This window comes from Streptomyces sp. RLA123, from assembly GCF_056270165.1.
Map to the genome: position 1 here is coordinate 2,134,569 of NZ_JBWDOR010000003.1, position 25,609 is coordinate 2,160,177.

25 protein-coding genes are annotated in these 25,609 nt (G+C 73.5%); 13 read left to right on the forward strand and 12 right to left on the reverse strand.

Annotation, left to right across the window (positions count from 1 at the left end):
* Nucleotides 1–225: 225 nt before the first annotated feature.
* Nucleotides 226–1,116, reverse strand: a complete 891-nt coding sequence (locus tag RV983_RS09645) for a hypothetical protein (RefSeq protein ID WP_475985377.1) — start codon at nt 1,114–1,116, stop codon at nt 226–228.
* Between the two features lie 11 nt (nt 1,117–1,127).
* The gene (locus RV983_RS09650) at nt 1,128–1,484 is read right to left on the reverse strand and encodes a hypothetical protein (RefSeq protein WP_475985378.1); all 357 of its coding nucleotides are present in this window, start codon (nt 1,482–1,484) and stop codon (nt 1,128–1,130) included.
* 33 nt (nt 1,485–1,517) lie between these two features.
* On the opposite strand from RV983_RS09650, the gene RV983_RS09655 reads away from it, so the two are divergent.
* Nucleotides 1,518–2,378, forward strand: coding sequence for a phosphotransferase enzyme family protein (locus RV983_RS09655; protein WP_475985379.1), 861 nt, complete (start codon nt 1,518–1,520; stop codon nt 2,376–2,378).
* Nucleotides 2,379–2,584: 206 nt separating this feature from the next.
* Here the strand turns inward: RV983_RS09655 and RV983_RS09660 are convergent, their stop codons facing one another.
* From RV983_RS09660 to RV983_RS09675, 4 genes are all read right to left on the reverse strand, one after another.
* Nucleotides 2,585–3,292, reverse strand: coding sequence for an exonuclease domain-containing protein (locus RV983_RS09660; protein ID WP_475990271.1), 708 nt, complete (start codon nt 3,290–3,292; stop codon nt 2,585–2,587).
* Nucleotides 3,293–3,400: 108 nt separating this feature from the next.
* Nucleotides 3,401–4,648 carry an SAV2148 family HEPN domain-containing protein gene (locus tag RV983_RS09665; protein ID WP_475985380.1) on the reverse strand — a complete coding sequence of 416 codons (1,248 nt, stop codon included), beginning with the start codon at nt 4,646–4,648 and terminating at the stop codon, nt 3,401–3,403.
* Nucleotides 4,649–4,771: 123 nt separating this feature from the next.
* Complete coding sequence (locus RV983_RS09670) at nt 4,772–6,070, reverse strand: copper amine oxidase (protein WP_475985381.1); 1,299 nt, start codon at nt 6,068–6,070, stop codon at nt 4,772–4,774.
* A 19-nt stretch (nt 6,071–6,089) separates the two neighbouring features.
* A complete protein-coding gene (locus tag RV983_RS09675) occupies nt 6,090–6,851 on the reverse strand; it encodes a Tat pathway signal sequence domain protein (RefSeq protein ID WP_475985382.1) in 762 nt (253 codons plus the stop codon).
* Between the two features lie 351 nt (nt 6,852–7,202).
* On the opposite strand from RV983_RS09675, the gene glgX reads away from it, so the two are divergent.
* From glgX to RV983_RS09690, 3 genes are read left to right on the forward strand one after another with little or no spacing between them, the layout of a single operon-like run.
* Nucleotides 7,203–9,323, forward strand: a complete 2,121-nt coding sequence (gene glgX / locus RV983_RS09680; protein ID WP_475985383.1) for a glycogen debranching protein GlgX — start codon at nt 7,203–7,205, stop codon at nt 9,321–9,323.
* 51 nt (nt 9,324–9,374) lie between these two features.
* A complete protein-coding gene (gene treY, locus RV983_RS09685) occupies nt 9,375–11,813 on the forward strand; it encodes a malto-oligosyltrehalose synthase (RefSeq protein ID WP_475985384.1) in 2,439 nt (812 codons plus the stop codon).
* A 57-nt stretch (nt 11,814–11,870) separates the two neighbouring features.
* The gene (locus tag RV983_RS09690; RefSeq protein WP_475985385.1) at nt 11,871–12,431 is read left to right on the forward strand and encodes a hypothetical protein; all 561 of its coding nucleotides are present in this window, start codon (nt 11,871–11,873) and stop codon (nt 12,429–12,431) included.
* A 36-nt stretch (nt 12,432–12,467) separates the two neighbouring features.
* Here RV983_RS09690 and RV983_RS09695 read toward each other — a convergent pair whose 3' ends face one another.
* Nucleotides 12,468–13,046 carry an FHA domain-containing protein gene (locus tag RV983_RS09695; protein ID WP_475985386.1) on the reverse strand — a complete coding sequence of 193 codons (579 nt, stop codon included), beginning with the start codon at nt 13,044–13,046 and terminating at the stop codon, nt 12,468–12,470.
* Nucleotides 13,047–13,320: 274 nt separating this feature from the next.
* On the opposite strand from RV983_RS09695, the gene RV983_RS09700 reads away from it, so the two are divergent.
* A complete protein-coding gene (locus RV983_RS09700) occupies nt 13,321–14,229 on the forward strand; it encodes a GNAT family N-acetyltransferase (protein ID WP_475985387.1) in 909 nt (302 codons plus the stop codon).
* A gap of 29 nt (nt 14,230–14,258) precedes the next feature.
* On the forward strand, nt 14,259–16,037 hold the full coding sequence (treZ, locus tag RV983_RS09705) for a malto-oligosyltrehalose trehalohydrolase (protein WP_475985388.1): 1,779 nt from the start codon (nt 14,259–14,261) through the stop codon (nt 16,035–16,037).
* A gap of 23 nt (nt 16,038–16,060) precedes the next feature.
* On the opposite strand, the gene RV983_RS09710 is transcribed toward treZ, so the two are convergent.
* Together RV983_RS09710 and zapE are read right to left on the reverse strand one after the other, a co-directional pair.
* Nucleotides 16,061–16,924, reverse strand: a complete 864-nt coding sequence (locus RV983_RS09710) for a PPK2 family polyphosphate kinase (RefSeq protein WP_475985389.1) — start codon at nt 16,922–16,924, stop codon at nt 16,061–16,063.
* 386 nt (nt 16,925–17,310) lie between these two features.
* A complete protein-coding gene (zapE, locus tag RV983_RS09715; protein WP_475985390.1) occupies nt 17,311–18,342 on the reverse strand; it encodes a cell division protein ZapE in 1,032 nt (343 codons plus the stop codon).
* Nucleotides 18,343–18,488: 146 nt separating this feature from the next.
* Here zapE and RV983_RS09720 point away from each other — a divergent pair, with 146 nt between their 5' ends.
* From RV983_RS09720 to RV983_RS09745, 6 genes are all read left to right on the forward strand, one after another.
* Nucleotides 18,489–19,271, forward strand: a complete 783-nt coding sequence (locus RV983_RS09720) for a pyrimidine reductase family protein (protein ID WP_475985391.1) — start codon at nt 18,489–18,491, stop codon at nt 19,269–19,271.
* 169 nt (nt 19,272–19,440) lie between these two features.
* On the forward strand, nt 19,441–19,914 hold the full coding sequence (locus tag RV983_RS09725) for an indole-3-glycerol phosphate synthase (RefSeq protein WP_475985392.1): 474 nt from the start codon (nt 19,441–19,443) through the stop codon (nt 19,912–19,914).
* Nucleotides 19,915–20,018: 104 nt separating this feature from the next.
* On the forward strand, nt 20,019–21,410 hold the full coding sequence (gene murC / locus RV983_RS09730; RefSeq protein ID WP_475985393.1) for a UDP-N-acetylmuramate--L-alanine ligase: 1,392 nt from the start codon (nt 20,019–20,021) through the stop codon (nt 21,408–21,410).
* A gap of 28 nt (nt 21,411–21,438) precedes the next feature.
* Nucleotides 21,439–21,846 carry a peptide-methionine (R)-S-oxide reductase MsrB gene (gene msrB / locus RV983_RS09735; protein ID WP_475985394.1) on the forward strand — a complete coding sequence of 136 codons (408 nt, stop codon included), beginning with the start codon at nt 21,439–21,441 and terminating at the stop codon, nt 21,844–21,846.
* A gap of 92 nt (nt 21,847–21,938) precedes the next feature.
* Nucleotides 21,939–22,304, forward strand: a complete 366-nt coding sequence (locus RV983_RS09740) for a LysE family translocator (RefSeq protein ID WP_475985395.1) — start codon at nt 21,939–21,941, stop codon at nt 22,302–22,304.
* A gap of 104 nt (nt 22,305–22,408) precedes the next feature.
* On the forward strand, nt 22,409–22,567 hold the full coding sequence (locus RV983_RS09745; protein WP_475985396.1) for a hypothetical protein: 159 nt from the start codon (nt 22,409–22,411) through the stop codon (nt 22,565–22,567).
* Nucleotides 22,568–22,582: 15 nt separating this feature from the next.
* Here RV983_RS09745 and RV983_RS09750 read toward each other — a convergent pair whose 3' ends face one another.
* Genes RV983_RS09750 through RV983_RS09760 form a run of 3 tightly spaced genes read right to left on the reverse strand, consistent with a single transcriptional unit; the run spans nt 22,583 to nt 24,760 of the window.
* Nucleotides 22,583–23,254 carry an ABC transporter gene (locus tag RV983_RS09750; protein ID WP_475985397.1) on the reverse strand — a complete coding sequence of 224 codons (672 nt, stop codon included), beginning with the start codon at nt 23,252–23,254 and terminating at the stop codon, nt 22,583–22,585.
* Nucleotides 23,251–24,081 carry an ABC transporter ATP-binding protein gene (locus RV983_RS09755; RefSeq protein WP_475985398.1) on the reverse strand — a complete coding sequence of 277 codons (831 nt, stop codon included), beginning with the start codon at nt 24,079–24,081 and terminating at the stop codon, nt 23,251–23,253. The genes RV983_RS09750 and RV983_RS09755 overlap by 4 nt, the downstream gene beginning before the upstream one ends.
* A 1-nt stretch (nt 24,082) precedes the next feature.
* A complete protein-coding gene (locus RV983_RS09760; RefSeq protein WP_475985399.1) occupies nt 24,083–24,760 on the reverse strand; it encodes an AIM24 family protein in 678 nt (225 codons plus the stop codon).
* A gap of 68 nt (nt 24,761–24,828) precedes the next feature.
* Here RV983_RS09760 and RV983_RS09765 point away from each other — a divergent pair, with 68 nt between their 5' ends.
* Entirely contained in the window at nt 24,829–25,506 is a 678-nt protein-coding gene (locus tag RV983_RS09765; RefSeq protein ID WP_475985400.1) for a peptidyl-tRNA hydrolase, read from the forward strand.
* Nucleotides 25,507–25,609: the final 103 nt, after the last annotated feature.

A 25,609-nucleotide genomic window follows, 5' to 3' on the forward strand; every position in this document is an offset into this window, starting at 1 on the left:
CGCCGGCGACGCAGCAGCAGATCCAGCTCCAGCCAGGTCGCCGGCGCCACCGGCCCCAGAGGTACGCGCAGGCCGGCCGCGCGGGCGACGGACCGCATGCGCAGGTCGACGAGAGCGTCGGCCAGATCGGCGAGGACGAACAGGCGCTCGCGCCCGGTTTCACGCGCGGAGGGATCCGGAAGCCCCGCCCGGACATGGACCGCGCACTCGCGCCGCCGCGCGGCGTCACCGCCGGCGACGCAGCAGCAGATCCAGCTCCAGCCACGTCGCCGGCGCCACCGGCCCCAGAGGTACGCGCAGGCCGGCCGCGCGGGCGACGGACCGCATGCGCAGGTCGACGAGAGCGTCGGCCAGATCGGCGAGGACGAACAGGCGCTCGCGCCCGGTCCGCCACGCCGCGGCCATCACGACGGCTCCGGCGATCAGGGCGGGCCACCAGAAAGTGGCCGCCGCGAGCAGGACGTAGAGCTGGCCCCAGGCGGACAGCCGGGCCGCCGCGTCGAAGGAGGCGGCGGCGGCGCGGATCTCCGCGCGGTCCGATGCGGGCGCGGCGAGCCACAGCCGCGGCCACAGCATCACGAAGGGCAGGGCGTAGTACTCCCCGACGCGGTGCTCCAGGGCGTGGATGCGGTCCCCCATGCGTGTCGGCCGGGCGGGCGGCAGCAAGGAGACGCGGTCACGGCGGGCCTCCGCCGCGTGGGCCGCGGCGAGTTCGGCGGGATCGCCGCCGGCCTCGTAGCGCCGGAGGTGCTCCGCGACCCGCTCGTCGGCACGGGCCCGCCGCGCACGCCGCCGGCGGACGAAGCGTTCACCGGTGCCACCCGGCCACGGCCCGAGCCACAGCAGCTGGACGCCGCGCGCGAGCAGCTGCACCACGAGCCCGGGGACGACCGCGAGCAGCAGCAGGGCGACCAGCACCAGGACCACCCCGGCCGCGCCGTGGCCGTCGGTCCAGCCGGCCACGCGCTCCACCTCCCGCAGCAGCCGCGCGACGTCGAACGGCCGCCGTGCGCCCAGCACATGCGCGGCCCAGGCGGTGCCGAGGAAGAGGGTGCCCGGCAGGGCCAGCAGGGCGACCCAGCGTTCGGCGAGCTTGCCGCCGATCGTGTCCAGCACGCCGGACACCGCTAGTACCGCACGTGTCGCAGTTCGGCGCCCCAGACCTCGCAGCGCGGCGCGGAGACGGACGCCGTGGGGTCCGCGCTCCGCGGGCACGTACCGCGCGGGCAGAGGTAGCGGAGGATGCCGCCGCCCCCACCGGCGAGCCCAGGCACGGTGACGTACGACCCGCCGTCGGTGCGCCGGCCGGCCAGACGGACGCCGAGCCGCTGCGCCAGGTCGCCCACGACGCGCAGGTCCCCCCGGCCCTCGCGGACGGCCTGCGCGACCGCCTCGACCTCGGCCGCCTCGTCGGGGTCGGCGAGCGCGGTGCGCCGCAGCTCGGGCAGCGCCTCACAGAACGTCATCACTGCGACCTCGTCCACCGGCCCAGCGTACTGATCTGCGATCATCGCCGTATGGCGTTCACCGAAGAGCTCGCGCGGGCCGTGCTCGCGGCGGACGGGCACCACCAGGCGAAGCTGATCGCGCTCGGTGAGAACGCGGTCTTCGAACTCGCCGGCGGCGCCGCCGTCGCGAAGGTCGGTCGCGGTCCCGAGCTGTTGGAGCGGGCCGCCCGCGAACTGCGCACGGCGACATGGCTCGCCGCGCACGGGGTGCCCGCCGTGCGCGCGGCGGACCCGGAGGCCCGGCTCGTGGACGGCCACCCGGTGACGTACTGGGAGCGCCTGCCGGACACCGTGCGCCCCGCGGAACCCGCCGACCTGGCCGCGCTGCTGCGGCTTGTGCACGCCCTGCCGGAACCGGACTTCGCCCTGCCCCGCCGCGATCTGCTGGACGGGGTGGAGCGCTGGCTGCGGCTCGCGGGCACGGCGGTCGACCCGGCCGACGCCGCGTATCTGCGCGAGCGGCGCGACGGGTTCGCCGCCGCGGCCGCCGCCCTGACACCGCACATCATGCCGGGCCCGATCCACGGCGACGCGCTGCCGCGCAATGTCCACGTCGGCCCGCAAGGACCCGTGCTGGTCGACCTGGAGACCGTCTCCAGCGATCTGCGCGAGCACGATCTCGTCGTCATGGCGCTCAGCCGGGACCGCTACGGGCTCGGCACGGCGGCCTACGACGCCTTCACCGCCGCCTACGGCTGGGACGTCCGCGACTGGGAGGGCTGCGCCGTGCTGCGCGGCGCCCGCGAGACCGCCAGCTGCGCCTGGGTCGCCCAGCACGCGCCCGGCAACCCGGCGGCCCTGGCCGAGTTCCGGCGCCGTGTCGCGTCCCTGCGCGACGGCGACCCGGCGGTGCGCTGGCACGCGTTCTAGGGGCCTTCGTGCGGGTCCCGCGGCTGTGCGGGCTGCCGCTGGGGGCGCCCCAGGCGCGGTGCATCGCACGGCGGAGAGCCGGCCCCGCGGTCGGCGTGGCCGGGCTGCCCGGACGTTTCGGCAATACAGCGTGGGGACTCCCCCGGCCGAAGGCTGGGAGGACTTCCGAAGCACGCCCACGCCGTGCCCCGGCACCGGACGTGCCCTCAGACGGGCTCGCGCAGTGGCCAGCGCGTGTCGATCTCGACCTCGGGAGCGCCGCCCTGGCGGACCAGCCAGCGCTGGTAGCCCTCGGCCCAGTCGGCGTACCAGCCGATCTGGGACCGGTGCAGTTCACGCAGGCCGCCGACGGCCCGCGGGTAGCGCTCGGCGATGGCGCAGGCGACCCGGACGGCGGCCAGCGCGTCCGCGCTCGCCTCGTGCGCGTCGTCGAGGGTGACGCCGTACTCGCGGCAGGCGGCCTCCAGATTCCGCTTGCCCTTGCGGTAGCGGTCGAGGTTGCGGTCCATGACGAGCGGGTCGACGACGGGGCCGACCTCGCCGCCCAGCCGCTCCTCCAGGGAGGGCAGCTGATGCCTGCGCAGCTCCGCCGCCAGCAGACTGAGGTCGAAGGGCGCGTTGTAGACGACGACCGGGACACCGGCCGCCCAGTGGGCGACGAGGGCGCCGGCGATCTCGTCGACCGCCTCGGCCGCCGGCCGGCCGTGTGCGGCCGCGTGCTCGCTGCTGATGCCGTGCACGGCGGCGGCCTCGGCGGGGATGGGGACTGCGGGATCGACGAGCCACCCCAGGTGACGTATCGGCTCCCCGTCCCTCACCTCGGTGACGGCCGCCGTGACGATCCTCGCTCGGAGCGGATCCGTGCCCGTCGTCTCCAGGTCGAAGCCGACCAGCAGTTCCCGGTGCCATCCCATGGCCATTGGCGTACGTCCTTCCCGCGGTTCCCCCGTGTGCTCTGCCATCATCCCGTGCGGCACTGACAGTCCCGCCGCCGGGCGGCCGCGGGCGTCGGGACACCGGCGTCAGGACACCGGCCGGGAGTCCCCCCACACGCCCTCGAACTCCTCGCGGTAGATGCCGAAGAGCCCCTGCTCCGCCTCGGCCGCCTCGCCGTCCTTGGTCTGCACCAGGTCGCGCGGCCCGCCGCGCAGGATGATCACCGGGGACTCCATGCCCCGGGCCTTGCGCAGGTAGGACTGGACGACGGCGACACCGTTCGCGGTGTCGCCGTCCACCACGTAGGCGGTGAAGCGGGGGGTCTCGTCGAAGACCCGGATCTCGAAGGCGCCGGGGTCGCGCAGCCGTGCCCGTACCCGGCGCATGTGCATGATGTTCATCTCGACGGCGCGGCTCAGCTCGCCCCGGCCGAGGCCGAGTTCGCGCTCGCGCCGCCGGACCGCGCTGCTGGCGGGGTTCAGGAACAGCAGCCGCATACGGCAGCCCGACTCCGCGAGCCGCACCAGCCGCTTGCCGGAGTAGTTCTGCACGAGCAGGTTGAGCCCGATACCGACGGCGTCCAGCCGCCGGGCGGCACCGAACAGGTCCTCGGCCGGCAGCTGCCGCTGGAGCCGCACCCGGTCCGGGTAGACCCCGACGACGTCGGCGTAGCGGTCGGCGACCAGTTCCTCGACGGCGTCGACGGGCAGGCGGTCTGCGGACGGATAGCCCGGGCCGGAGCCGAGCACGTCGAGCAGCCGGGCGGCGGCCCGCTCGGCCTGGTCCAGGACGGTCCGGGACAGCGCGCGGTTGCGGGAGACGACATGCCGGGCCACCTCCAACTCGTCCAGGGCGAGTTCGAGGTCCCGGCGGTCGTCGAGATAGGGCTCGAAGCACGGCCAGTGCTGCACGACCAGCTCACGCAGCTGCGGCAGCGTCAGGAAGCTGAGGATGTTGTCGTCCGCGGGATCGAGCAGGAAGCCCTTGCGGCGGCTGACCTCGCGCACGGCGGCGGCGCGCTGGACCCATTCGTGCCCGGCGGGACCCGCGGCGGCGACCACCCACTCCTCGCCGTGCACGGGCTCGTAGATGGGGCGCAGGATGGCGTTCACCACGGCCCGGAGCCGCTGCTCGACCAGATTGAGCCACACATAGGCCCGCCCGGCGCGGCGGGCGCGGGTGCGCACCTCGGCCCACTCGTCGGCGCCCCAGTCCAGTTCCGCTCCGATCTCCAGCGGCAGTGCCAGGGACGCGGTTCCGGTGCCGTTCCCCTCGCCGATGCCGCCCTGGTCCCCCTGATCACCACCACCAGGGAGCACCAGACCTCCCGACATCACGACTGCACCCGCCTTCCCGCCCCCGTACACGATCAAGGAAGGGTACTGCGGGGCGGGAGGCAGTGCAGCCGTAACGACGCTACTTCACCACATGCTTACTCGCTTCACCGGCCAAATCCCTCAGTGCGCACGGCCGTTGTGGCCCGAGAGGTCGTCCGGGGTGAGCGGGCTCATGGCGGTGACGTCCCGGGGCACGAGCTGGAAGCCCTGCCAGTGGATCGGCATGGGCGTCTGGTCCTCGTCACGCGGAATGTGGTGGAAGCCGACATTGACCCAGACCACAGGGTGCGTCAGGGCCTCGCCGTTCGCCCACTTGTCCACCGAGGCGCCCCGGCCGTTGCAGGCCGGGTCGCTGTTGCCGCCGGCCAGTTGCTCACACGCGCGGTACTGGGTGACGTACACGTCCTTGGAGGTGTAGGCGTGCGCGTCGTAGTGGTCGGAGTGCTGCTGGACCACCTCCCAGGAGCGCGGGTGCAGGTCGGCGTTCTTGCCGGCCGTGGAGACCACGCGCCACCAGCGGCGCAGCGCGGACGTGGCGGCCAGCTCCTTGGCGACGGGGGTCCTGGTGGTCTTGAGCACGGCGGAACCGCTCCCCCGGCCGGCCTTCTTGGTGTCGAACTGCTCGACCTTGGAGCGGGTCGAGCCGTCGGGGGCGAAGTCCAGCCGCCAGAAGACCGAGTGGTAGTGGCTGGTGGCGTGGTCGTGGCCGCCCTTGCCGATGGGCCACCCGGTGCCCTCGCCGCTGTAGTCCGAGGGCGACAGGTCGCCGGTGGCGCCGACCTTGGCGGTGACGGTGCCGTCGTCGGAGAAGTTCCACTGGGTGACGTACTCGTACCAGCCGAGCTGCGAGACGGAGAAGACCACCAGGTCACTGCCCTGCTTGGTGTACTTCCTTGCGTTGCCCCGCTCGTCGTTGACATCGCTGCGGTAGGCGTATCCGTGCGGCGCGGTGGTGGTGCACAGCGCCTTGACGGTGCGTTCCTGCTGCGGGACGTAGGCGGAGCCGATGGTGCCGCCGGGGCACTCCTCGGGGCCGATGTCGACGGCCGTGTTCCCGAAGCCGATGTCCGACAGGTCGTTGTACTCGGTCAGGCCGGAGTCGTAGGGCACATTGACCTGGGCGAGCGCCGCGGAGTTCAGCACCCTGATGGGATGCGGTTCCTTGCGCGGCTGGTAGGCGATCCTCTCCAGGACCAGGCCCTTGGTGCCGCTGATGCGCCAGCACATGGTCCAGGTGGTTCCGTTGGGCAGCTTCTTGGTGATGACGGTCGCCGTGCCGCAGCCGGCGGCCGCCTGGGCGGCGCGTGGGGCCGCGGTCGCCCCGGTGGCCGTGCCGGGCGTCGTCCCCGCGACGAGTGCGGGCAGGAGCAGGAGCGCCGAGGCCGTACCGAGGGCCCGGCGCACGTTCGCTGTGTGCATGGTTGCTGGGTCTCCGCTCTTAGTGGATCCGGCCGACGGTGCGGTCGCTGAGGTCGACGACGAACCGGGTCGTGTCGATCCACGGCCCGTCCTTCACCTGTGTGAACAGGCGTACGCACCGGTGCTTGCCGCACTTGCGCAACGCGGCCGGTCCGGACTGCTCCGCGGTGTTGAAGGAGATGCCGCGCAGCCGCAGCTGACCGGGCGAGGTGAGCCTGATCCCCCTGGCGGCCGCCGCGAAGTCGGTCCGCAGTCCCTCGCCGAGCGGGTCCTTGATGAGCAGCGCGGCCGCTTCGGTGGTCTCGTCGGCCGAGGGAGGCGGCTGCATGCCGGATGCGGTGTCGGTGTGCTCCACGGTGCCGGCCGTGAGGTTGACGGTCTTCTTCACGAGCCGGTCGTGCCCGTAGTCGTAGAACAGCACCTCGACGCGGCGGTCCTGGCCGGTCCGGGCGGCGCCGGCGTCCGCATCCGGGTCCGCCGGGTCCGCGAGGTCGGTGTCGAGGTACTCGGGCCCGCGCCCGCCGTCCACGTCCTGCGCACTGCGCAGGCTGTCGCGCTGCAGGGCTATGGACTTCGCCCGGTCGACCTCGGCCTTGGTCAGGGGCCCTCGTCCGGTCTGCTGTCCGCCCTGGGGCGCCTGAATCTCCGTCACGGTGTCATGGCCGCCGTCGGTGCCGCTGCCGCTGCCGTCGTCCTGCCGGCCCGGCCCGCCCGACGGGGCGGCGGAGCCGGCCGTCGTGGCGCGGTCGTCACCCGCGGATGCGGAACGTGGCAGGGTCATGCCCACCATGACCGCGGTGGCGGCGACGGCGATGCCGGCGCCCCATAAGACGCGCCTGACGCCGCGTCCGGCCGCTCCCGATTTCCCCGTGGGGCGGCTTTCCCCCTGATCTGTCACGTAGGTCCCTCCTGTACCGTACTGTCACCTGTTCAGATGACGTCACGACGACCCAGGTTGCCTGCGGCAAGCGGATTCTTGCGGCAGGCAGGGGAATTGGAACACTCGTACCGGGGAAGATCTCGGCAATAGCGTGCCATCGCGGGTGCGGGTGCGTGACGATGCCCTTTCGGCACGTTGTGACCGGGGGTGCGGCCTACCGGCGCCCGGCAGTGAAGTGGAAGAGTCGACGACATGCAGGTCTGGCCGGGTCAGGCATATCCCCTCGGCGCCACGTACGACGGCGCCGGCACCAATTTCGCGGTCTTCTCGGAGGCGGCGGAGCGGATCGAGCTGTGTCTGCTCCACGACGACGGGTCGGAGACCGCCGTCGAGCTGCGTGAAGCCGACGCCTTCGTCCGCCACGCCTATGTGCCGGGCATCATGCCCGGGCAGCGGTACGGCTTCCGGGTCCACGGGCCCCACGAGCCCACCCAGGGTCACCGCTGCAACTCGGCGAAGCTGCTCCTGGACCCGTACGCGAAGGCGATAAGCGGCTCGATCGACTGGGACGAGGCGGTGTACGGCTACCGGTTCGGGCAGCCGGAGTCCCGCAACGACCTGGACTCCGCACCGCACACGATGTCCTCCGTGGTGGTGAACCCCTACTTCGACTGGACCGACGACCGCAGCCCGCGCATCGACTACCACCGCACCGTCATCTACGAGGCCCATGTGCGCGGCCTGACGATGCTGCACCCGGAGCTGCCGGAGGAGATCCGCGGCACCTATGCGGCGCTCGCCCATCCGGCGGTCATCTCGCACCTGGTGGAGCTCGGCGTCACCACCCTGGAACTGATGCCGGTGCACCAGTTCGTCCACGACCACCGTCTGGTGGACGAGGGGCTGCACAATTACTGGGGCTACAACACGCTCGGCTTCTTCGCCCCGCACAATGCGTATTCCTCGATGGGCGACCGCGGGCAGCAGGTGCTGGAGTTCAAGACCGCGGTGCGGGCGCTGCACAAGGCCGGCATCGAGGTGATCCTGGACGTGGTCTACAACCACACCGCCGAGGGCAGCCACCTGGGACCGACGCTGTGCTTCCGGGGCATCGACAACGCCTCGTACTACCGGCTGGCCGACGACCCGCGCTACTACACGGACACCACCGGCACCGGGAACTCGCTGCTGATGCGCAGCCCCCATGTGCTCCAGCTGATCATGGACTCGCTGCGCTACTGGGTCACCGAGATGCACGTCGACGGCTTCCGCTTCGACCTCGCCGCGACGCTCGCCCGGCAGTTCCACGAGGTGGACCGGCTGTCGTCGTTCTTCGACCTGGTGCAGCAGGACCCGGTGGTCAGCCAGGTGAAACTGATCGCCGAGCCGTGGGACGTCGGCGAGGGCGGCTACCAGGTGGGCAATTTCCCCCCGCTGTGGACCGAGTGGAACGGCAAGTTCCGCGACACGGTCCGCGACCTGTGGCGCGGCGAGCCCGCCACGCTCGCCGAGTTCGGCTCCCGGCTGACCGGCTCCTCCGACCTCTACCAGGACGACGGCCGCCGCCCGCTCGCCTCCATCAACTTCGTGACCTGCCACGACGGCTTCACCCTCCACGACCTGGTGTCGTACAACGAGAAGCACAACGAGGCCAACGGCGAGAGCAACCGGGACGGCGAGAGCCACAACCGCTCCTGGAACTGCGGCGCCGAGGGAGACACCGAGGACGAGGAGGTGCTCGCCCTGCGCGAGCGCCAGATGCGCAACTTCATCGCCACCCTGATGCTCTCCCAGGGCGTGCCGATGATCTCCCACGGCGACGAGTTCGGCCGCAGCCAGCAGGGCAACAACAACGCCTACTGCCAGGACAACGAACTCGCCTGGGTGCCCTGGCCCAAGGAGGGCGACGCGCGGACCGAGCAGCTGCACGAGTTCACCCGGCAGATGGTGTGGCTCCGCCGCGACCACCCGGTCTTCCGGCGCCGCCGCTTCTTCCACGGACGGCCGATGGAGGGCACGCACGACGAGCTCTCGGACATCGCGTGGTTCACCCCCGAGGGTGAGGAGATGACCCAGGACGACTGGCAGGAGGCCCAGGCCAACGCCCTGGTGGTCTTCCTCAACGGCAGCGCGATCTCCGAGCCGGGCGACCGCGGGGAGCGCATCGCCGACGACTCCTTCCTGCTGTTGTGCAACGCCTGGCACGAGCCCCTGGACTTCGTGGTGCCGGTCAACCACGGCAAGGAGTGGCAGGTCGTCGTGGACACCCAGCGTCCCGAGGGCGTACCGGCGGGCACCGGGCGCAAGGTGACCCAGGGCGACCGGCTGCGGCTGGCCGACCGCAGCATGGTGGTGCTGCAACGCCCGGCGTAACCGGCGTCCCGGTGTGATGGCCACACCGGTCGGCGGGGTAGGCAGAAGGCTATGACAGAAAGCGCCGCGACCCCGCCGACCGCTGTCGCCCCCGCCGTGCCGACGGCCACCTACCGGCTGCAGCTCCAGCCGGACTTCCCCTTCGCCGCCGCCGAGGCCGTCGTCCCCCATCTGGCCGCGCTCGGCGTCTCCCACCTCCACCTCTCCCCCGTGCTGCAGGCCGTCCCCGGCTCCACCCACGGCTACGACGTCGTGGACCACACCCAGGTGCGCGAGGAACTGGGCGGCGAGAAGGGTCTGCGGTCGCTGGCCCGCACCGCCCGGTCGCACGGCCTCGGCCTGGTGCTGGACGTCGTGCCCAACCACATGGCGGTGCCCGCGCCCGAGTACCTCGCCCGTCCGCTGTGGGAGGTGCTCCGGGAGGGCCCGCAGTCCCCGTACGCGCGCTGGTTCGACATCGACTGGGCCGCCCAGGGTGACCGGCTGCTGCTGCCGGTGCTCGGCGCGCCCCTGGAGGACGTGCTCGACGACCTGCGCGTGGAACGGGACCGGGACGCGGGCGAGCGCGTCCTGCGCTACCACGACCACGCCTTCCCGCTGCGGGCCGGCAGCGAGGAACTGCCGCTGCGCCGCCTGCTGGACGCCCAGTGGTACCGGCTGGCGTGGTGGCGGCAGGCCCGCTCCGAGCTGAACTACCGGCGCTTCTTCACCATCTCCGAGCTCATCGCCGTCCGCGTCGAGGATCCCGAGGTCTTCGCCGCCACCCACGCCACGCTGCTGCGGCTGCTGGACGAGGGCGTGGCCGACGGCCTGCGCGTCGACCACCCCGACGGACTCGCCGACCCGGCCGGCTACCTGCGGCGGCTCGCCGAGGCCTCCGCCGGCCGCTGGACGGTCGTGGAGAAGATCCTCACCGGCGACGAACACCTCCCGGCCGGCTGGGCCTGCGCGGGCACCACCGGCTACGACGCCCTCGACCGCCTGGACGGCCTGTTCACCGACCCGGCCGGGGCCGAGGAGATCACCGGCTTCTACCGCGAGTTCACCGGCGCCGCCGCCGACCGGGGCGGCCTCTGGGAGCCGACCGTGCGGGCCGCCGCGCGCCGGATCGTCGTCCACGACCTGGCCGCCGAGGTGGACCGGCTGACCCGGGCCGCCGTCCGGGCCACCGGCGGGGACGAGCGGGTGCTGCGCGAGGCGCTCCGGGAGACCCTGGTGCGGCTGCCGCGCTACCGCCCGTACGTCGTGCCCGGCGAGCCCGCGACCGAGGAGGACGTCGCGCTGCTGGCGGCCGTGGCCGAGGCCACCGGGCTGCCGGCCGCCGAGACGATCCGCGACCTGGCGCTCGGACGGTTCGGGGCCGAAGGCGAGGACGGCGACGAGGACGGCGGCGGGAGCGCGAGCGGTGACGAGGACACCGCCGACTTCGCCGTGCGCTTCGCGCAGGTCTCCTCCGCGCTGCGCGCCAAATCCGCCGAGGACACCGCCTTCTACCGCTACTACCCGCTGCTGTGCCTCAACGAAGTGGGCCGCGACCCCGCCCGCCCCGCCACCTCGCCCGAGGAGTTCCACGCCTTCTGCGAGCGGCTGCGCTCGGACTGGCCGCTGACCGGTACCGTGCGCTCCACCCACGACACCAAGCGCAGCGCCGACGTCCGCGCGCGCCTCGCCGCCCTCACGGAGCTGCCCGGCCCCTGGGCGCGGTGGCTGACGGAGACCTCGGAGCAGCTGCGCGCGTACCTGACCGGCCGTGGGGTGCCGCTGCCCGAGCGGCACGTGGAGTACCAGGCGTGGCAGTACGCCGCGGTCTTCTGCGACCCGGCCGCGGCGGACCTGGTCGCCGCCACCATGCTCAAGTCCGAGCGGGAGGCGGGTCTGCGCACCGCGTGGACCGACCAGCGTCCGGAGTACGAGCAGGAGCTGACGGACTTCGTACGGGAGCTGGTCGGCGGCCCGTCCGCCTTCGCCACCGGGCGCATCGCGGACGAGCTGGCGGCCCCCGAGCGCGTCAACACCCTCGGCGCGCACCTCACGCACCTGACCATGCCCGGCGTGCCGGACGTCTACCAGGGCGACGAGGAGCGGCAGCTGCTGCTCGTCGACCCCGCCAACCGCGCGCCCTACGACCCGGGCGCGGCCGGCGGCCCGCCGAGCGAGAAGCGCCTCGTGACCGTCGCCGCGCTGCGCCTGCGCCGGGCCCGGCCCCAGTGGTTCACCGGCCCCCAGGCCGGCTACGAGCCGCTCTACGCCCGCGGCGCGGCCGGCGCGCACTGCGTCGCCTTCGTCCGGGGCGGCCGGGCGCTGACCGTGGTCACCCGGCTCTCCCGGCGCCTGGCCGGGGCCGGTGGCTGGCGCGGCACCGAACTGGTGCTGCCCGAGGGGGTATGGACGGAGGTGCTGACGGACCGCCGGTTCGAGGGCGTGCTGCCGCTGGAGTCGCTGCTGGACCGGCTGCCCGTGGCACTGCTGGTGCGCGACATCGACCTCTGAGGCGCGACCCCCGCTGCGGGGGCCGGACTGTCGGACCCCGCGGCTAGCGTTTCACCCATGGACGCATCGAACGCATCGCACGCCTCCGCCGCGTCGGAGGCTCTGCTCGCCCGCATCGGGAACGATCCGGCCGTGGTCGCGTACCTCGCGTGGCCGGGCGACTTCGACCTCGCCCGGCGGTCGCCGGTGGAGGAACTGACCCTGCCCTCGGGCGATCCGCTGCACCCGATAGCGGGGGACGGCGCGGGAGGCACGTACTTCCTGGTGGGGAAGGAGGGCGACCCCGCCCGGCCGGTGCTCTACGCGGACTCCGAGGGCCAGGCGGCGCTGATCGCGGCGAGCCTGGCGGAGGCGGTCGAGCTGGTTGTCGTGTGCCCCCTGTGGCACGACGCCGCCGCCGGTTTCCCGCTGCCCGAACTGGAGGCGCAGATCCGCGCCGACATGCCGGAATTCGACCGCGCCCGGGACGCGGTGGCCGCCGCGCTCGGGCTGACGCCGCCCCCCGCGGACGAGGTGCTGGCCCGGCTGCTGGCGACCGCCGCGCGCACGGTGCCGGACTTCCTGCCGTACGTGGACGACGACGACCACGGGCCCTACGCGCCGTTGATCGGGGGGTAGGACCGCGGAGCGTGCCGTGCCTGCCGTGCCGTGCCGTCAGGCCGTCGTCAGACGGAAGTGCATGGCGCCGAAGGTGACCCGGTCGCCGGGGCGGACCACGGCGGCGCCCATCACCCGGCGCCCGTTGACCCAGGTGCCGTTCATGGAGCCGAGGTCGCGCAGCACCCAGATCCCGTGCTCGTGGCGCAGTTCGGCGTGGATGCGGGAAGTGGAGGAGTGGCTGAGGCGGAAACCGCAGGACAGGTCGCGGCCTATGCGCAACGGGACCGGCCCGGCGGCGGGGAAGAGCAGCGGGGGCAGCTTCTCGGCCTGCCAGGCGTCGCGGATGCGGACCTGCAGGGCGGAGATCCTGGCGACGCCGTGCTCCAGCCACCGGCCCAGCCGTGCCATCCGCCCTTCGGCGGGCGGGAGATCGGCGATGAGGGCGTCCAGCTCGTCGGAACGGCCGGCGGTGAGCGCGAGCTCCACCCGGTGCAGGAAGGTGTCGTGCGAGAGCCGTCCGTCCACGGCACCCCCGCGCAGCACCTCGATGGCGCGCTCGCGCTCGGCCTCGGTGGGCCGTGGTGCGGACGGCGCGGACGGCGGCGCGGAATGGGTCGGGAACTCGTGGCTCACGTGCGTGATTGTCGGGCCGAACGCCCCGGAGTGTCCAGAAGCCGCGCGCCGACGCGCCGTTGACCGGCCCGGCGGCGCCCGCCCCCCGGGCGCGATCACAAAAAGCAGTGGACGCCCCGGAGTCGGCATGAGTACGGTGGGCGCACGCCCTTGACCGAGGAAGGAGGCGGAAGCCATGCACCTGTTCACCGCTCCGCGCTCCCGCCCCGATGTCCGCAGGGCGATCTCCGTCTGACCGGGAGCGCTCCACTTTCCCGTAAGGACTTCTCCCTTCATGTCTGACCTGGTCATCCGCCCGCTTGTCGCGGGCGAGACACATCTCTTCCACTCCCTGGCTTCCGAGGACGGCGGCCTGGTCGGCCGGTCCCTGATGGGCCACACGTACGCCTTGACCGACGAGGGCGGCGAGTACCGCCCCGACTGGACCTGGGTCGCCCTGCGCGGCGGCACGGTCGTCGCCCGCGCGGCCTGGTGGGGCGCCCCCACCGACGACAAGCCCGTGGCACTGGACTGGTTCGACTTCACCGACGCCGACGCCGCCGTGCGGTTGCTGCGGACGGCGCCGCTCAAGGCCGAGTTCGAACTGCTGCTGCCGCCCGGCTGGCGGGAGCGACGGGAGGTCCGCGAGGCCGCCCAGACCCGCATCGACGCGGCGATCGTCTCCGGTATGGAGCTGCTCGTCGAGCGCTACCGCTACACCTGGACACCCGAGTGCGGGATTCCCGAACGCACCGGACGGCTGGAGTACCGGCCGGAGCCGGACGACGCCGTGATCCTGGACGTGCTGAGGCGCATCGGGGCCGGCAGCCTCGACGCGCACACCCGCCGTGCCGTGGAACTGCACGGCGCGGACGCCGCCGCCCGCGAGGAGCTGGACGTACTCAACTGGTTCCAGTCGCCGCGCGAGTGGTGGCGGCTGGCGTACACCCCCGAGGGCGAGCTCGCGGGCATCCAGGTGCCCGCGCGCAATCCGACCGCGTACTGCGTCGGTTTCATAGGCGTCCTGCCCGCGCAGCGCGGCCACGGCTACGCGTACGACCTGCTGGTGGAGTGCACGCACGACCTGGTCGCACACGGTGCGGAGCAGATCGCCGCCGCCACCGACCGGACCAATCTGCCGATGGCTGCGCATTTCGCCAAGGCGGGTTATCCCGTCACCCAGGAGCGCGTCAACCTGGTGTGATCCCCCGGCCGGCGGGCAGCATGGTGCCCATGCGCTTCGACGTGTGGGCACCGGACGCCGGTGAGGTGGAGGTACGGGTCGACGGCCGTGCTCACGACATGGAGCGCGACCCCGGACGCGAGGGCTGGTGGTGCGCCGAGGCGCCCGCCGGCCATGGTTCGCGGTACGCGTTCGCGCTCGACGAGGGCCCGCCGTTGCCCGACCCCCGCTCCCGCCGCCAGCCGGACGGACCGGACGGGCCCAGCGCGGTCGTCGAACACGGCGCCTTCGACTGGGCCCACGACTGGGCGGGCCGCCCGCTGCCGGGCGCGGTCCTGTACGAACTGCACGTCGGCACCTTCACCACCGCCGGCACCTTCGACGCGGCCGTCGAGCACCTCCCGTACCTGGCCGGCTTGGGGATCACGCACATCGAACTGATGCCGGTGTGCCCGTTCCCCGGCACGCACGGCTGGGGCTACGAGGGCGTGTCGCTGTGGGCGGTCCACGAGCCCTACGGCGGCCCGGACGGCCTCAAGCGGTTCGTGGACGCCGCGCACGGCCACGGGCTCGGGGTGGTGCTGGACGTCGTCCACAACCACCTGGGCCCCTCGGGCAATTACCTCCCGCGGTTCGGTCCGTACTTCACCGACCGGCACCACACCCCCTGGGGCGACGCCGTCAACCTGGACGCCCCCGGCTCGGACGAGGTCCGCGACTTCCTCGTCGGCAGCGCCCTGGCCTGGCTGCGCGACTACCGCCTCGACGGGCTGCGGCTCGACGCCGTGCACGCCCTGGTCGACACCCGCGCCGTCCACCTGCTGGAGGAGCTGTCCACGGCCGTCGACGCGCTGTCGGCCTCGCTGGGCCGGCCGCTGTTCCTGGTCGCCGAGTCCGACCGCAACGACCCGCTCACCACCACCCCCCGCGACGCGGGCGGCCTCGGTGTGCACGCCCAGTGGAACGACGACTTCCACCACAGCCTGCACGCGGCCGTCACCGGGGAATCCGCCGGTTACTACGCGGACTTCGCCGTCTCGCCGGCCGGGGCCCTCGCCAAGGTGCTGGAGGGCGTCTTCTTCCACGACGGCACCTACTCCGGCTTCCGCGGCCGCCGCCACGGCCGCCCGGTCGACCGCGCGGCGGTGCCCGGGCACCGCTTCCTGGCGTACACCCAGACCCATGACCAGATCGGCAACCGTGCCACCGGCGACCGGCTCGGCGCCACCGTGCCCCCGGGCCTGCTGGCGGCGGCCGCGGTGCTCGTGTTCACCTCGCCGTTCACCCCGATGGTCTTCATGGGCGAGGAGTGGGGGGCCCGTACACCCTGGCAGTTCTTCACCGACCACGGTGACCCCGAACTCGCCGCCGCCATCACCCGCGGCCGGCGCCGCGAGTTCGCCTCGCACGGCTGGAACGCCGAGGACATCCCGGACCCCCAGGACCCCGCGACCCGGCTGCGCTCCTGCCTGGACTGGTCCGAGCCCGACAGGCCCACGCACGCCCGCCTGCTGTCCTGGTACCGCCGTCTCATCGCCCTGCGGCACGCCGAGCCGTCGCTGACCGACCCGGCCCTGGACGCGGTGCGGGTCGTCACCGGCGAGCACACCCTGTGCCTGGAACGCGGCCCGTTCCGTGTCGCGGTGAACCTCTCCCCCGAGGAGGCCGAGGTCCCCCTGCACGACGCCGTACGGCCCGGGGCTCCCGGTCACGAGGGCTACGAGGTGCTCGCCTCCTGGCACCCCTGCGCCTCCCCCGAGGGCTCCCGCTTCCTGATGCTGCCGGGGCACTCGGCCGCGGTCCTGCGCGCACGGCGGCCCGCGGCCTGAACCGGGCCGCGGCCGGGCCCCGTTCAGTCCCCGAGCAGCCGCTTGCGGGCGTACTCCACGTCGAAGGACGCGGGCGGGCACTCGGGGCCGATGAGTTCCAGGTGCTCCGTCAGCAGCCGGCCCACCGCCCAGTCGCGGTACCACTTGCGGTCCGCGGGCACGACGTACCAGGGGGCCGTCTCGGTGGAACAGCGGTGCAGCACCGCCTCGTACGCCTTCTGGTAGGCGGGCCACAGGGCACGGTCGTCGAGGTCGGCGAGGGTGAACTTCCAGTGCTTGCACGGGCTGTCGAGGCGGGCGAGCAGGCGGGCGCGCTGTTCGGCGTAGCCGATGTGGAGGAAGATCTTGACGACGCTGACGCCGTCGTCGGCCAGGGATGCCTCGAAGGAGTTGATGGTCTCGAAGCGCTCCTCCCAGACCTCCCGTGGGACCACGCCGCGGACACGCGCGGCGAGCACGTCCTCGTAGTGGGAGCGGTCGAAGATGCCGATCTGCCCCGCGTGCGGGAGGGCCCGCTTGATGCGCCAGAGGAAGGGGTGCGACTTCTCCTCGGCCGTCGGCGCCTTGAAGGCGGTGATACGGCACCCGGCCGGGTTGAGCAGGCCCGCGAGGTGGCGGACGGCGCCGCCCTTGCCGGAGGTGTCGGTGCCCTGGAGGACGACGAGGACGGACCGTGGATCGCCCGCGGTGGCCTGCGCGAAGAGACGTTCCTGTAGCGCGGTCAGACGGTCCTGCGCATAGGGCACGGCATCCCGCGCCTCACGCTTGCCGGCCGGACCGCCCGGGGTGGCGCGGGTGTCGTAGGCGCGGAGCCGGACGGTCCCGCCGCCCGGGGGGACCCGGAGCAGCGAGCGCAGTCCCTTCGCTTCGGCCCGTCGGTTCGGCACGGCGCCCTCTCTGGCATCGGATGATTCCTCCGATGGTCCGACGGATCCGCGGCGCCCGCCAACGGACACGGCCCGGGGCCGAAGAACGCTCCGCCGGAATGTCCGGTGGGCAGCGGGGCCGGTCCCGCGGCGGCCGCCGCGGACATCGGAGGCGGTGGCGGTGGCCCTGGCCTCCGGCCGCCGCGTGGACAGCCCGGACCGGACCGGGCCCGGCTCCGAGCGGCTGCGCGCTGGACGCGGGCGTCCGCTCCCTGGTCCGGGAACCTTCCGCCGCACCGCACGCGGGCGCCGGGCCCGATGCCTTCGTGCCGTGCCGTGGCGTGCCCGTCCGTACCGGCCGGACACGCCTTCGGGCACGTTGCCGTACCGGAGTTCGCCCGATCCGGTCAGCCCGCCAGGCGCGCCGCGTCGCGGGCCAGGGCGGTGAGCCGGGAGATCGCCCGGAAGTACTTCTTGCGGTAGCCGCCGGCGAGCATCTCCTCGCTGAAGACGCGGTCGAAGGGCAGGCCGGAGGCCATGACCGGGACCTCGCGGTCGTAGAGGCGGTCGGCCAGGACGACCAGGCGCAGCGCGGTGGCCTGGTCCTGCACGGGTGCGACGCCGCGCAGGAACACCGCCTCCACGCCGTCGCACAGGGCCCCGTAGCGGCTGGGGTGCACGCGGGCGAGGTGCGCCAGCAGGGTGGCGAAGTCGTCGAGGGAGGCGCCGGCGGTACGCCCGGCGGCGGCGGTGACCTCGTCGTCGGAGAACGGGGCCGGCGCCTCGGGCAGACCGCGGTGGCGGTAGTCCTGTCCGTCGATGCGCAGCGAGAGGAACCGGGCGGACAGGCCCTGGATCTCGCGCAGGAAGTCCGCGGCGGCGAAACGGCCCTCGCCGAGCTTGCCGGGCAGGGTGTTGGAGGTGGCGGCGAGCCGCACGCCGGCGTCGGCGAGCTTGCCGAGCAGTGTCGAGACCAGCACGGTGTCACCGGGGTCGTCGAGCTCGAACTCGTCGATGCAGACCAGCCGGTGCCCGCTGAGCGCCTGGACGGCCTGCTGGAAACCGAGGGCGCCGACGAGATTGGTCAGCTCCACGAAGGTCCCGAAGGCCTTCTGCTCGCGCGGCGCGTCGGTGGCGTGCCAGAGCGAGGCGAGCAGGTGGGTCTTGCCGACGCCGTAGCCGCCGTCGAGGTAGACCCCGCTGGGACCGGCGGGCACCGGGGCCGTCGCGCGACGGAACCAGCGCCTGGGTCCGGGGCCGGCGGGCGCGCCCGTCGTCGCGGCGAAGGTCGCGAGCGTGCGCACGGCTTCCGCCTGGCTGGGCCGGTCGGGGTCCGGGATGTAGTTCTCGAACCGTACGGAGTCGAACCTGGGGGGCGGCACCATCTCCGCCACCAGCCGGTCGGCCGGCACCTGCGGCTCGCGGCCGCTCAGCGACACGGGGGGTTCACCACCGGGTATCGGGGTGGTTTCGGGCGCTGCGGCGGAGGACGAGGACACAGCTCTCCAGCGTAGTGCCTCGCGACCGGTCCCCCGGCCCCGTGTGGCCCACCCCACGCCGTCGGGGCACATGGAAGACTGCAGCCATGCGCCGCCTGTTCCCCCCGCCCGAGGACCCTCGCACCGCCGCCGCCCCACCCGGCGCGGCCCTGGACACACCCGAGTCGCTGGCGGACGCGTACGCGTACCCGGCCGGGGCAGACGCGCTTCCGTGGCTGAGGGCGAACATGGTGGCGTCGCTGGACGGCGCGGCGCGGCACGACGGGCGGTCGCAGGCGCTGTCGTCGGAGGCCGACATGCGGGTCTTCGGGGTACTGCGGGCACTGGCCGACGTGGTGGTCGTCGGGGCGGAAACGGTTCGCCAGGAGGGCTACCGACCGGCCCGGGCCCGCGAGGCGTTCGCGGCGCGGCGAGCGGCGGCAGGACAGCCGCCGGCCGCGGTGATCGCCGTGGTGAGCGCCCGGCTGGACCTGGACTTCTCGTTGCCGCTGTTCACTTCGCCGCTGGTGCCGACGCTGGTGCTGACCGGTGCCGGCGCCCCCGCCGACCGGGTGGCGGAGGCGGAGAGGGCCGGTGCGCGGGTGGTCGTCGCGGGCGACGGGGCCGGCGTGGAGCCGGCCCGCGCCAAGCGGGAGCTCGCCGCGCTCGGACTGCGGCGGATGCTCACCGAGGGCGGCCCGCGGCTGCTGGCGCAGTTCGCGGCGGCCGGCGCGATCGACGAACTCTGCCTGACCCTCGCCCCCTTGCTGACCGCCGGGGACGCCATGCGCATCATGAACGGCCCCGGTGTCGCGGAGCCCGTCCGCCTCTCCCCCGTGTCGATTCTCGAGGAGGACGGGTTCCTGTTCACGCGCTACACGCGCGGATGACCGGTCGGCGGCGGGCCGGGCACCGGCAGACGCCGCCCGCCGATCCGCCGCCGTGCACCCTCCGCTTGTTGCCAGGCGGGAAAGACCTCCACCGCGTGCTCCACGGCCGGACGGGGCAGGATGGTTCCCGTCACCGGCCCGTGGGGCCGCGAGAAAGAAGGACGCGTCCGTGTTCACGACCGTACTCATGATCGAGCAGCCGCTCGTCCCCGCCGACGTGGAGCTGGTCACCACCCTCCACGGCGACGAGCCCGTCTCCTTCGTCGTGCTGATGCAACCCCGTGGAGACCAGGACCGGCTGCTGCGGTCCATCGACGATGTCGCCCTCGGTGAACTCGACAAGGCCGTCCACGAGCACGACCGGCCGGAGGGGGAGGACGCCCTCCTGCCCGCCGAACGAGCGCTGAACCACAGCCTCAAGGCGCTGCGGGACCAGGGCAAGGAGGCGGTCGGAGAGGTCGTCGAGCGTCACCCGATCGAGCTGCTGAGGTCCGTCGTCGAGCAGACCCACGCCGACGAGGTGATCGTCCTGACCGCCCCGCACCTGGTCGAGGAGTTCTTCCACCGCGACTGGACCTCGCGCGCCCGCCACAAGGTCGGCGTCCCGGTCCTGAAGCTGTTCGCCCACAACGCCGAGGACTGAGCGGCGGGGGCGGGGGACGGGCGTCCCCCGCCCCCCGCGGATGGAAGAATCGGAGGTGGCCCGACCATCACGGCACCCGCCCGAGCACGCAGGGAGCAGCGCGCATGAGCCCCACTCTTCCCCCCGCCATGGACCGACCGCACTTCATCGGGATCGGCGGCGCCGGGATGTCGGGCATCGCGAAGATCCTGGCCCAGCGCGGCGCGAGCGTCGCGGGCAGCGACGCCAGGGACTCGGAGACCGCGCAGGCGCTGCGGGCACTCGGCGCGACCGTGCACATCGGGCACGCCGAGGAGCACCTGGCGCCGGACGCGACCTGCGTGGTCGTCTCCAGCGCGATCCGTGACGACAACCCCGAGCTGGCAGCCGCACGCGGGCGCGGCGTCCCGGTGGTGCACCGGTCCGACGCGCTCGCCGCGCTCATGACGGGCCTGCGCCCGATCGCGGTCGCCGGCACGCACGGCAAGACCACCACCACGTCCATGCTCGCGGTGAGCCTGTCGGCACTGGGGCTCGACCCCTCGTACGCCATCGGCGGCGACCTGGACGCCCCGGGTTCCAACGCGCACCACGGCACGGGCGAGATCTTCGTGGCCGAGGCGGACGAGAGCGACCGCAGCTTCCAGAAGTACGACCCCGAGGTGGCGATCGTGCTCAATGTGGAGCTGGACCACCACGCGAACTACGCCTCGATGGACGAGATCTACGAGTCCTTCGAGACCTTCGTCGGCAAGATCGTCCCCGGCGGCACCCTGGTCGTCGGCGAGCACGCGGGGGCGCGCGAGCTCGCCGCCCGTGTCGCGGGCCGGGAGGGCCTGACCGTGGTCAAGGTCGGCGAGGACGCCAAGGCGGACCTCAGGATCGCCCGGATCATCCCGCAGGGCATGGCAAGCGAGGTCACCGTGTGCCTGGGCGGCCGCGAGCACACCTTCACCGTCTCCGTCCCCGGCCGCCACTACGCGCACAACGCGGTCGCCGCGCTGGCCGCCGGCATGGCGCTGGACGTCCCGGCGGAGGACCTGGCCAAGGCGCTGGGCACGTACACCGGTGTCAAGCGCCGCCTCCAGCTGAAGGGCACCGCCGGCGGCGTCCAGGTGATCGACTCCTACGCGCACCACCCCACCGAGATGATCGCCGACCTGGAGGCGCTGCGCGAGGCCGCGGGCGACCGGCGCATCCTGGTGGTGTTCCAGCCGCACCTGTTCAGCCGCACCCAGGAGCTCGGCCGCGAGATGGGCGAGGCCCTGGGGCTGGCCGACGCCTCCGTGGTGCTGGACATCTACCCGGCCCGCGAGGACCCGATCCCCGGCATCACCAGCGCCCTGATCATCGACGCGGCGGCCGCCCACGGCGCGGACGTCACCGCGGAGCACGACAAGGACGCCGTCCCCGCCCTGGTCGCAGGAATGGCGGGACCCGGTGACCTTGTTCTCACCATGGGCGCGGGAGACGTGACGGACCTCGGTCCGCGGATCCTGGCCCGACTGGAGAGCTGAGCACAAGGGACACGAGGGAGAGGACACCATGGCGTACGAAGTCGACAAGTCCGAGGAGCAGTGGCGCGAAGAGCTGACGCCGCAGGAGTACGCCGTCCTCCGCAAGGCCGGGACGGAGGCACCGTTCACCGGTGAGTACACCGACACCAAGGCCAAGGGCGTCTACTCCTGCCGCGCCTGCGACGCGGAGCTCTTCACCTCCGACACCAAGTTCGAGTCGCACTGCGGCTGGCCGTCCTTCTACGACCCGAGGGACAGCAAGGCCGTCGAGCTGATCGAGGACCGTTCGATGGGCATGGCCCGCGTCGAGGTGCGCTGCGCCCGCTGTGGCTCCCACCTGGGGCATGTCTTCGAGGGCGAGGGCTACGCGACCCCCACCGACCAGCGCTACTGCATCAACTCGATCTCCCTGCGGCTGGAGCCCGCGGAGGGCTGATCCGAAAAGGCGCCGCCCGGCCCCGGGCGGCGCCGGCCCGTGCATACGGCTGGTGCGGGGGCGCGCGGCTGCCCCTGCCCCACACTCTGCGGATGCCCGGCTTCCTGCTGCCCTTCCCCGCGGCCTGCCTGCTGACCGCAGCCGCCCCGGGGCCGAGCGCCGTGCTGATCATCCGGCACTCGCCGCGCAGCCGGCGCGCGGGTTTCATGACCGTGCTAGGCAACGAGACCGGCGTCTTCGTGTGGGGCGTCTCGGCGGCCTTCGGCCTCACCGCGCTGCTCGCGGCCTCGCGGGCCGCGTACGACGCCGTGCGGACCGTGGGCGCGGCGGTCCTCCTCCGGTTCGGCGTCCAGGCGCTGCGATCGGCTCGCCGCGGCCGCTGGGGCGACGGGGAGGAGCCCGAGCCGCAGGCGGGCGTCGTGACACCCTGGGGGCCTACCGGGCCGGGCTCGGCATGAACCTGGCCGACCCCCAGGGCGGCCGTCTTCGCGATGTCCTTGCTCCCCCGGTCCGTGCCCGCGGGAGCGCCCCGACTACCCACGATGGTGGGGCCGACGGCGCTGTGGGGGCGGTCTTCGATGTCGGGTACTACGGCGCGTACGTCCGGCTCGTGGACCGGCTGAGGTCCGTGTTCAGCCGCGCCGCCGTCCGCCGCCGGCTCGCATTCCTCCTCGGCGGCGTGCTGGTGGCGCTGGGCGTGCGCACGGCCCTGGAGAGCTGAGGTGCTGACGTACCGTCATCCGCGGCGGGCGCTCAGGAGACCCGCGATCGCCGCAGCACCGGCGGCGAGGACCGCGGCGGCCAGGAGTGACAGCACAGGGTAGGGAACGCGGCCGGTGTGCGAGGCCCCGACCAGACCGCGGACCGCGGCGTTCGCGGGCGAACCGCCGGCGACGAGCACCGCGACCGCGGCGCCCGTGGTGACGGGCACCGCCCAGCCGGGACGGAGCAGCACCGGCGGATTGGTGAGCGCGCCCACCGCCGTGCCGAGGAGCGCCGACACCAGGACCGCCAGCACACCCGACACCTCGGCCGGCCCCACCGGGACGGCCTTGAGGTGGTCGGTGGTGTGCGGATCGGCGACCCACAGGACCACGCAGGTGCCCGCGACGCCCGCCGGCGCCGAGCACACCAGCGCGGCCAGCAGCCCCGCCATGTGCGCCCGCACCGGTCCCGTGGCCGCCGCCACGCACGCGCGGGCGGCGGGGGGCTCGCCGGTGACGCAGACCCGGACCAGCCACGCGGAGGCCGGTAGCAGCGCTGCCGCGTTCCAGCCGAGGGAGTCCAGCAGCGGCTGCGGCCCGGCGGTGAGGCCGATCGCCAGGAAGGCGGCGTAGAGCAGGAGCGGCGGCAGCCAGCGGTAGGAGCGCAGCAGCAGGGCGGTCCGGTAGCGCAGCAGCGCGGTCATGTGTCCTCCGGTGGCCGGGCCGCCGGGCGGACCGCCCGGATGTGCCAGGGCGGTTTCGCGTCGAGCAACCGCCGCAGGACGGCGTCGGATGCATGGGCCGGGACGGTCAGCCGGAGCGTGCCGGCCGCGGTCGTCCCGTGGCCGAGGCCCGCGGGCGGTTCCCCGCGCCCGACGGCCTCGACGACCACGAGCGGCCCGGCGTCCCCGTCCCGGGGCACGGGCACGGGCAGCAGCCGGGCGTCCTCGACGCGGTGGGCGCCCGTCGTGTCGCCGGCCAGCCGCCGAAGGTCGTGGTCGACGAACACGGCGGTTCCGCCCGCCGCGACAGTGGCGCGCACGGCGTCGTCCAGCACGGCGCGCGCCGGCTGGTCCAGGCCCGTCCACGCCTCGTCCAGGACGAGCAGTTCCGGCTCGGCCAGCAGCGCCTGGACGACGGCGACCTTCTGGCACGTGCCCTTCGACAGTTCCCGCAGGGGCGTACGGGCGTACTGGGCGATCCCGAAACGCTCCAGCCACCGCGCGGCGCGATCGGCGGCCGTACGGCTGCCGAGGCCGTGCACGCGCCCGAGGTGGAGGAGATAGCCCAGCGCGTCGAAGGGCAGCTCGGGCGCAAAGCGCTCGGGCACGTACGCGGTGCGCGGGCGCCCGGTGACGCGCCCGGCGGTGGGGCGGTCGATGCCGGCCAGCACGCGCAGGAAGGTGGACTTCCCGCTGCCGTTGGCGCCCTCGACGCGCAGCAGCTCCCGCCCGGGCAGATCGAGGTCCACGTCCCGCAGCACCCACGGCCCGCGCGCCCCGTAGCGCCGGCCGACCGCTTCCAGCCGCACGTCAGTGGGCGCTGGGCTGGTGCGGCTGCGACTCGCTGGGACGCACGATGACAAAGCCCTCGCCCTCGAGCATCAGCTGGACCGCCTCGCCCGAACCGCCGCGCAGCATCGAGCCGAAGCTCTGCGAGCGGTGCAGCGAGGTCTTGAGCTGCGCGCTCCAGCCGACGACGGCGTCGGTGTCGACGTAGACCGGCGCATTCGGGGTGACCGGGATGACGATCGGGTTGCCCTCGCACATCACGCCCAGCCGGCCGTGGCCGGTGAACACGCTGTTGAACAGGCCGCCGCCGACCATGCCGGCGCCCTTGACGACCTTTATCTCGTAGGCGAGCGTCGCGTCGAAGACCAGCACGTTGCGGCCGTTGATGGTGAGGCTGTCGCCCGGGTCCATGTCGATGACGAAGCAGTTGGCCGCCTCGTGCGCGAACCAGGCCTCGCCTTGGCCGCGCACCGTCATCAACGGCAGGCCCTCACCGGTGAGGGCGCGCTTGAGGAACTTGCCGACGCCCTGTCCCTTCACCTCGAACTGCAGGTTCCCGCGGAAGGCGATCATCGAGCCCTGTCGCGCGAGGCACTCGCCGTTGACGGCGTACTTGATCGATTTGGAGTTCTGCAGGGTCATGCCGGGCTCGGTGGCCGGCTGCGCCGTGTTCTCGGTCGCAAAGAGGTCGCTGCGCACGGGGCACATCCTGGCCCGAAGGGATCGCCTCCGCCAAGCCCGTCCGGGCCGGGTGGCAGACTGTTGCGGTGAGCACCGATCCTCGTGACAGCCGTCCCCAGTTCGTTCTTCCGCTGGTCGTCCGCATCGAGCGGGACGTGCCGCCCGCCCGCACCGACGCCCTGGAGACCACCGCCCGGGCGGTCCTGGCCCTGCGTTCCGACGAGCGCGCCACGGCGGACGACGGCGAGTGGGCCGAGGCGGTGCACGACTGGGAGGACGCCCGCATCCGCAAGGTGGTGCGGCGGGCCCGCGGCGCCGAGTGGCGCCGCGCCGAGGCGCTGCCGGGGATCACGGTGACGGGCAAGTCGGCCGAGGTACGCGTCTTCCCGCCCGTGCCGCTGGACGGCTGGCCGAAGGATCTGGCCCGGTTGCAGGTCTCCGGAACCGAACTGGAGGACCCCGAGGTGCCCGCGGAGCCCGAGCCGGGCACCCCTGTGCTCTGGCTCAACCCCGACGTGGAGATGTCCGCGGGCAAGGCCATGGCGCAGGCCGGGCACGGCGCGCAGCTCGCCTGGCTCGCGCTGTCCGCGGCCGACCGGGAGCTGTGGCGGGAGGCCGGATTCGCGCTCGCCGTGCGCACCGCCCGGCCGGAGCAGTGGCAGGCGCTCGCCTCCGGCGGTCTGCCCGTCGTGCGGGACGCCGGCTTCACCGAGATCGCCCCGGGGTCGTGCACCGTCGTGGCGGACCACCCGGCACTGCGGTGACGGCGGCCCCGGCGGCGCGCGAAGCTCAAATCGACCTCTGAACCACCGGCGGGCACGGTTCGTGCGACTTCTGCGGGGCGACAACCCGAGCAGGAGAAAGGGG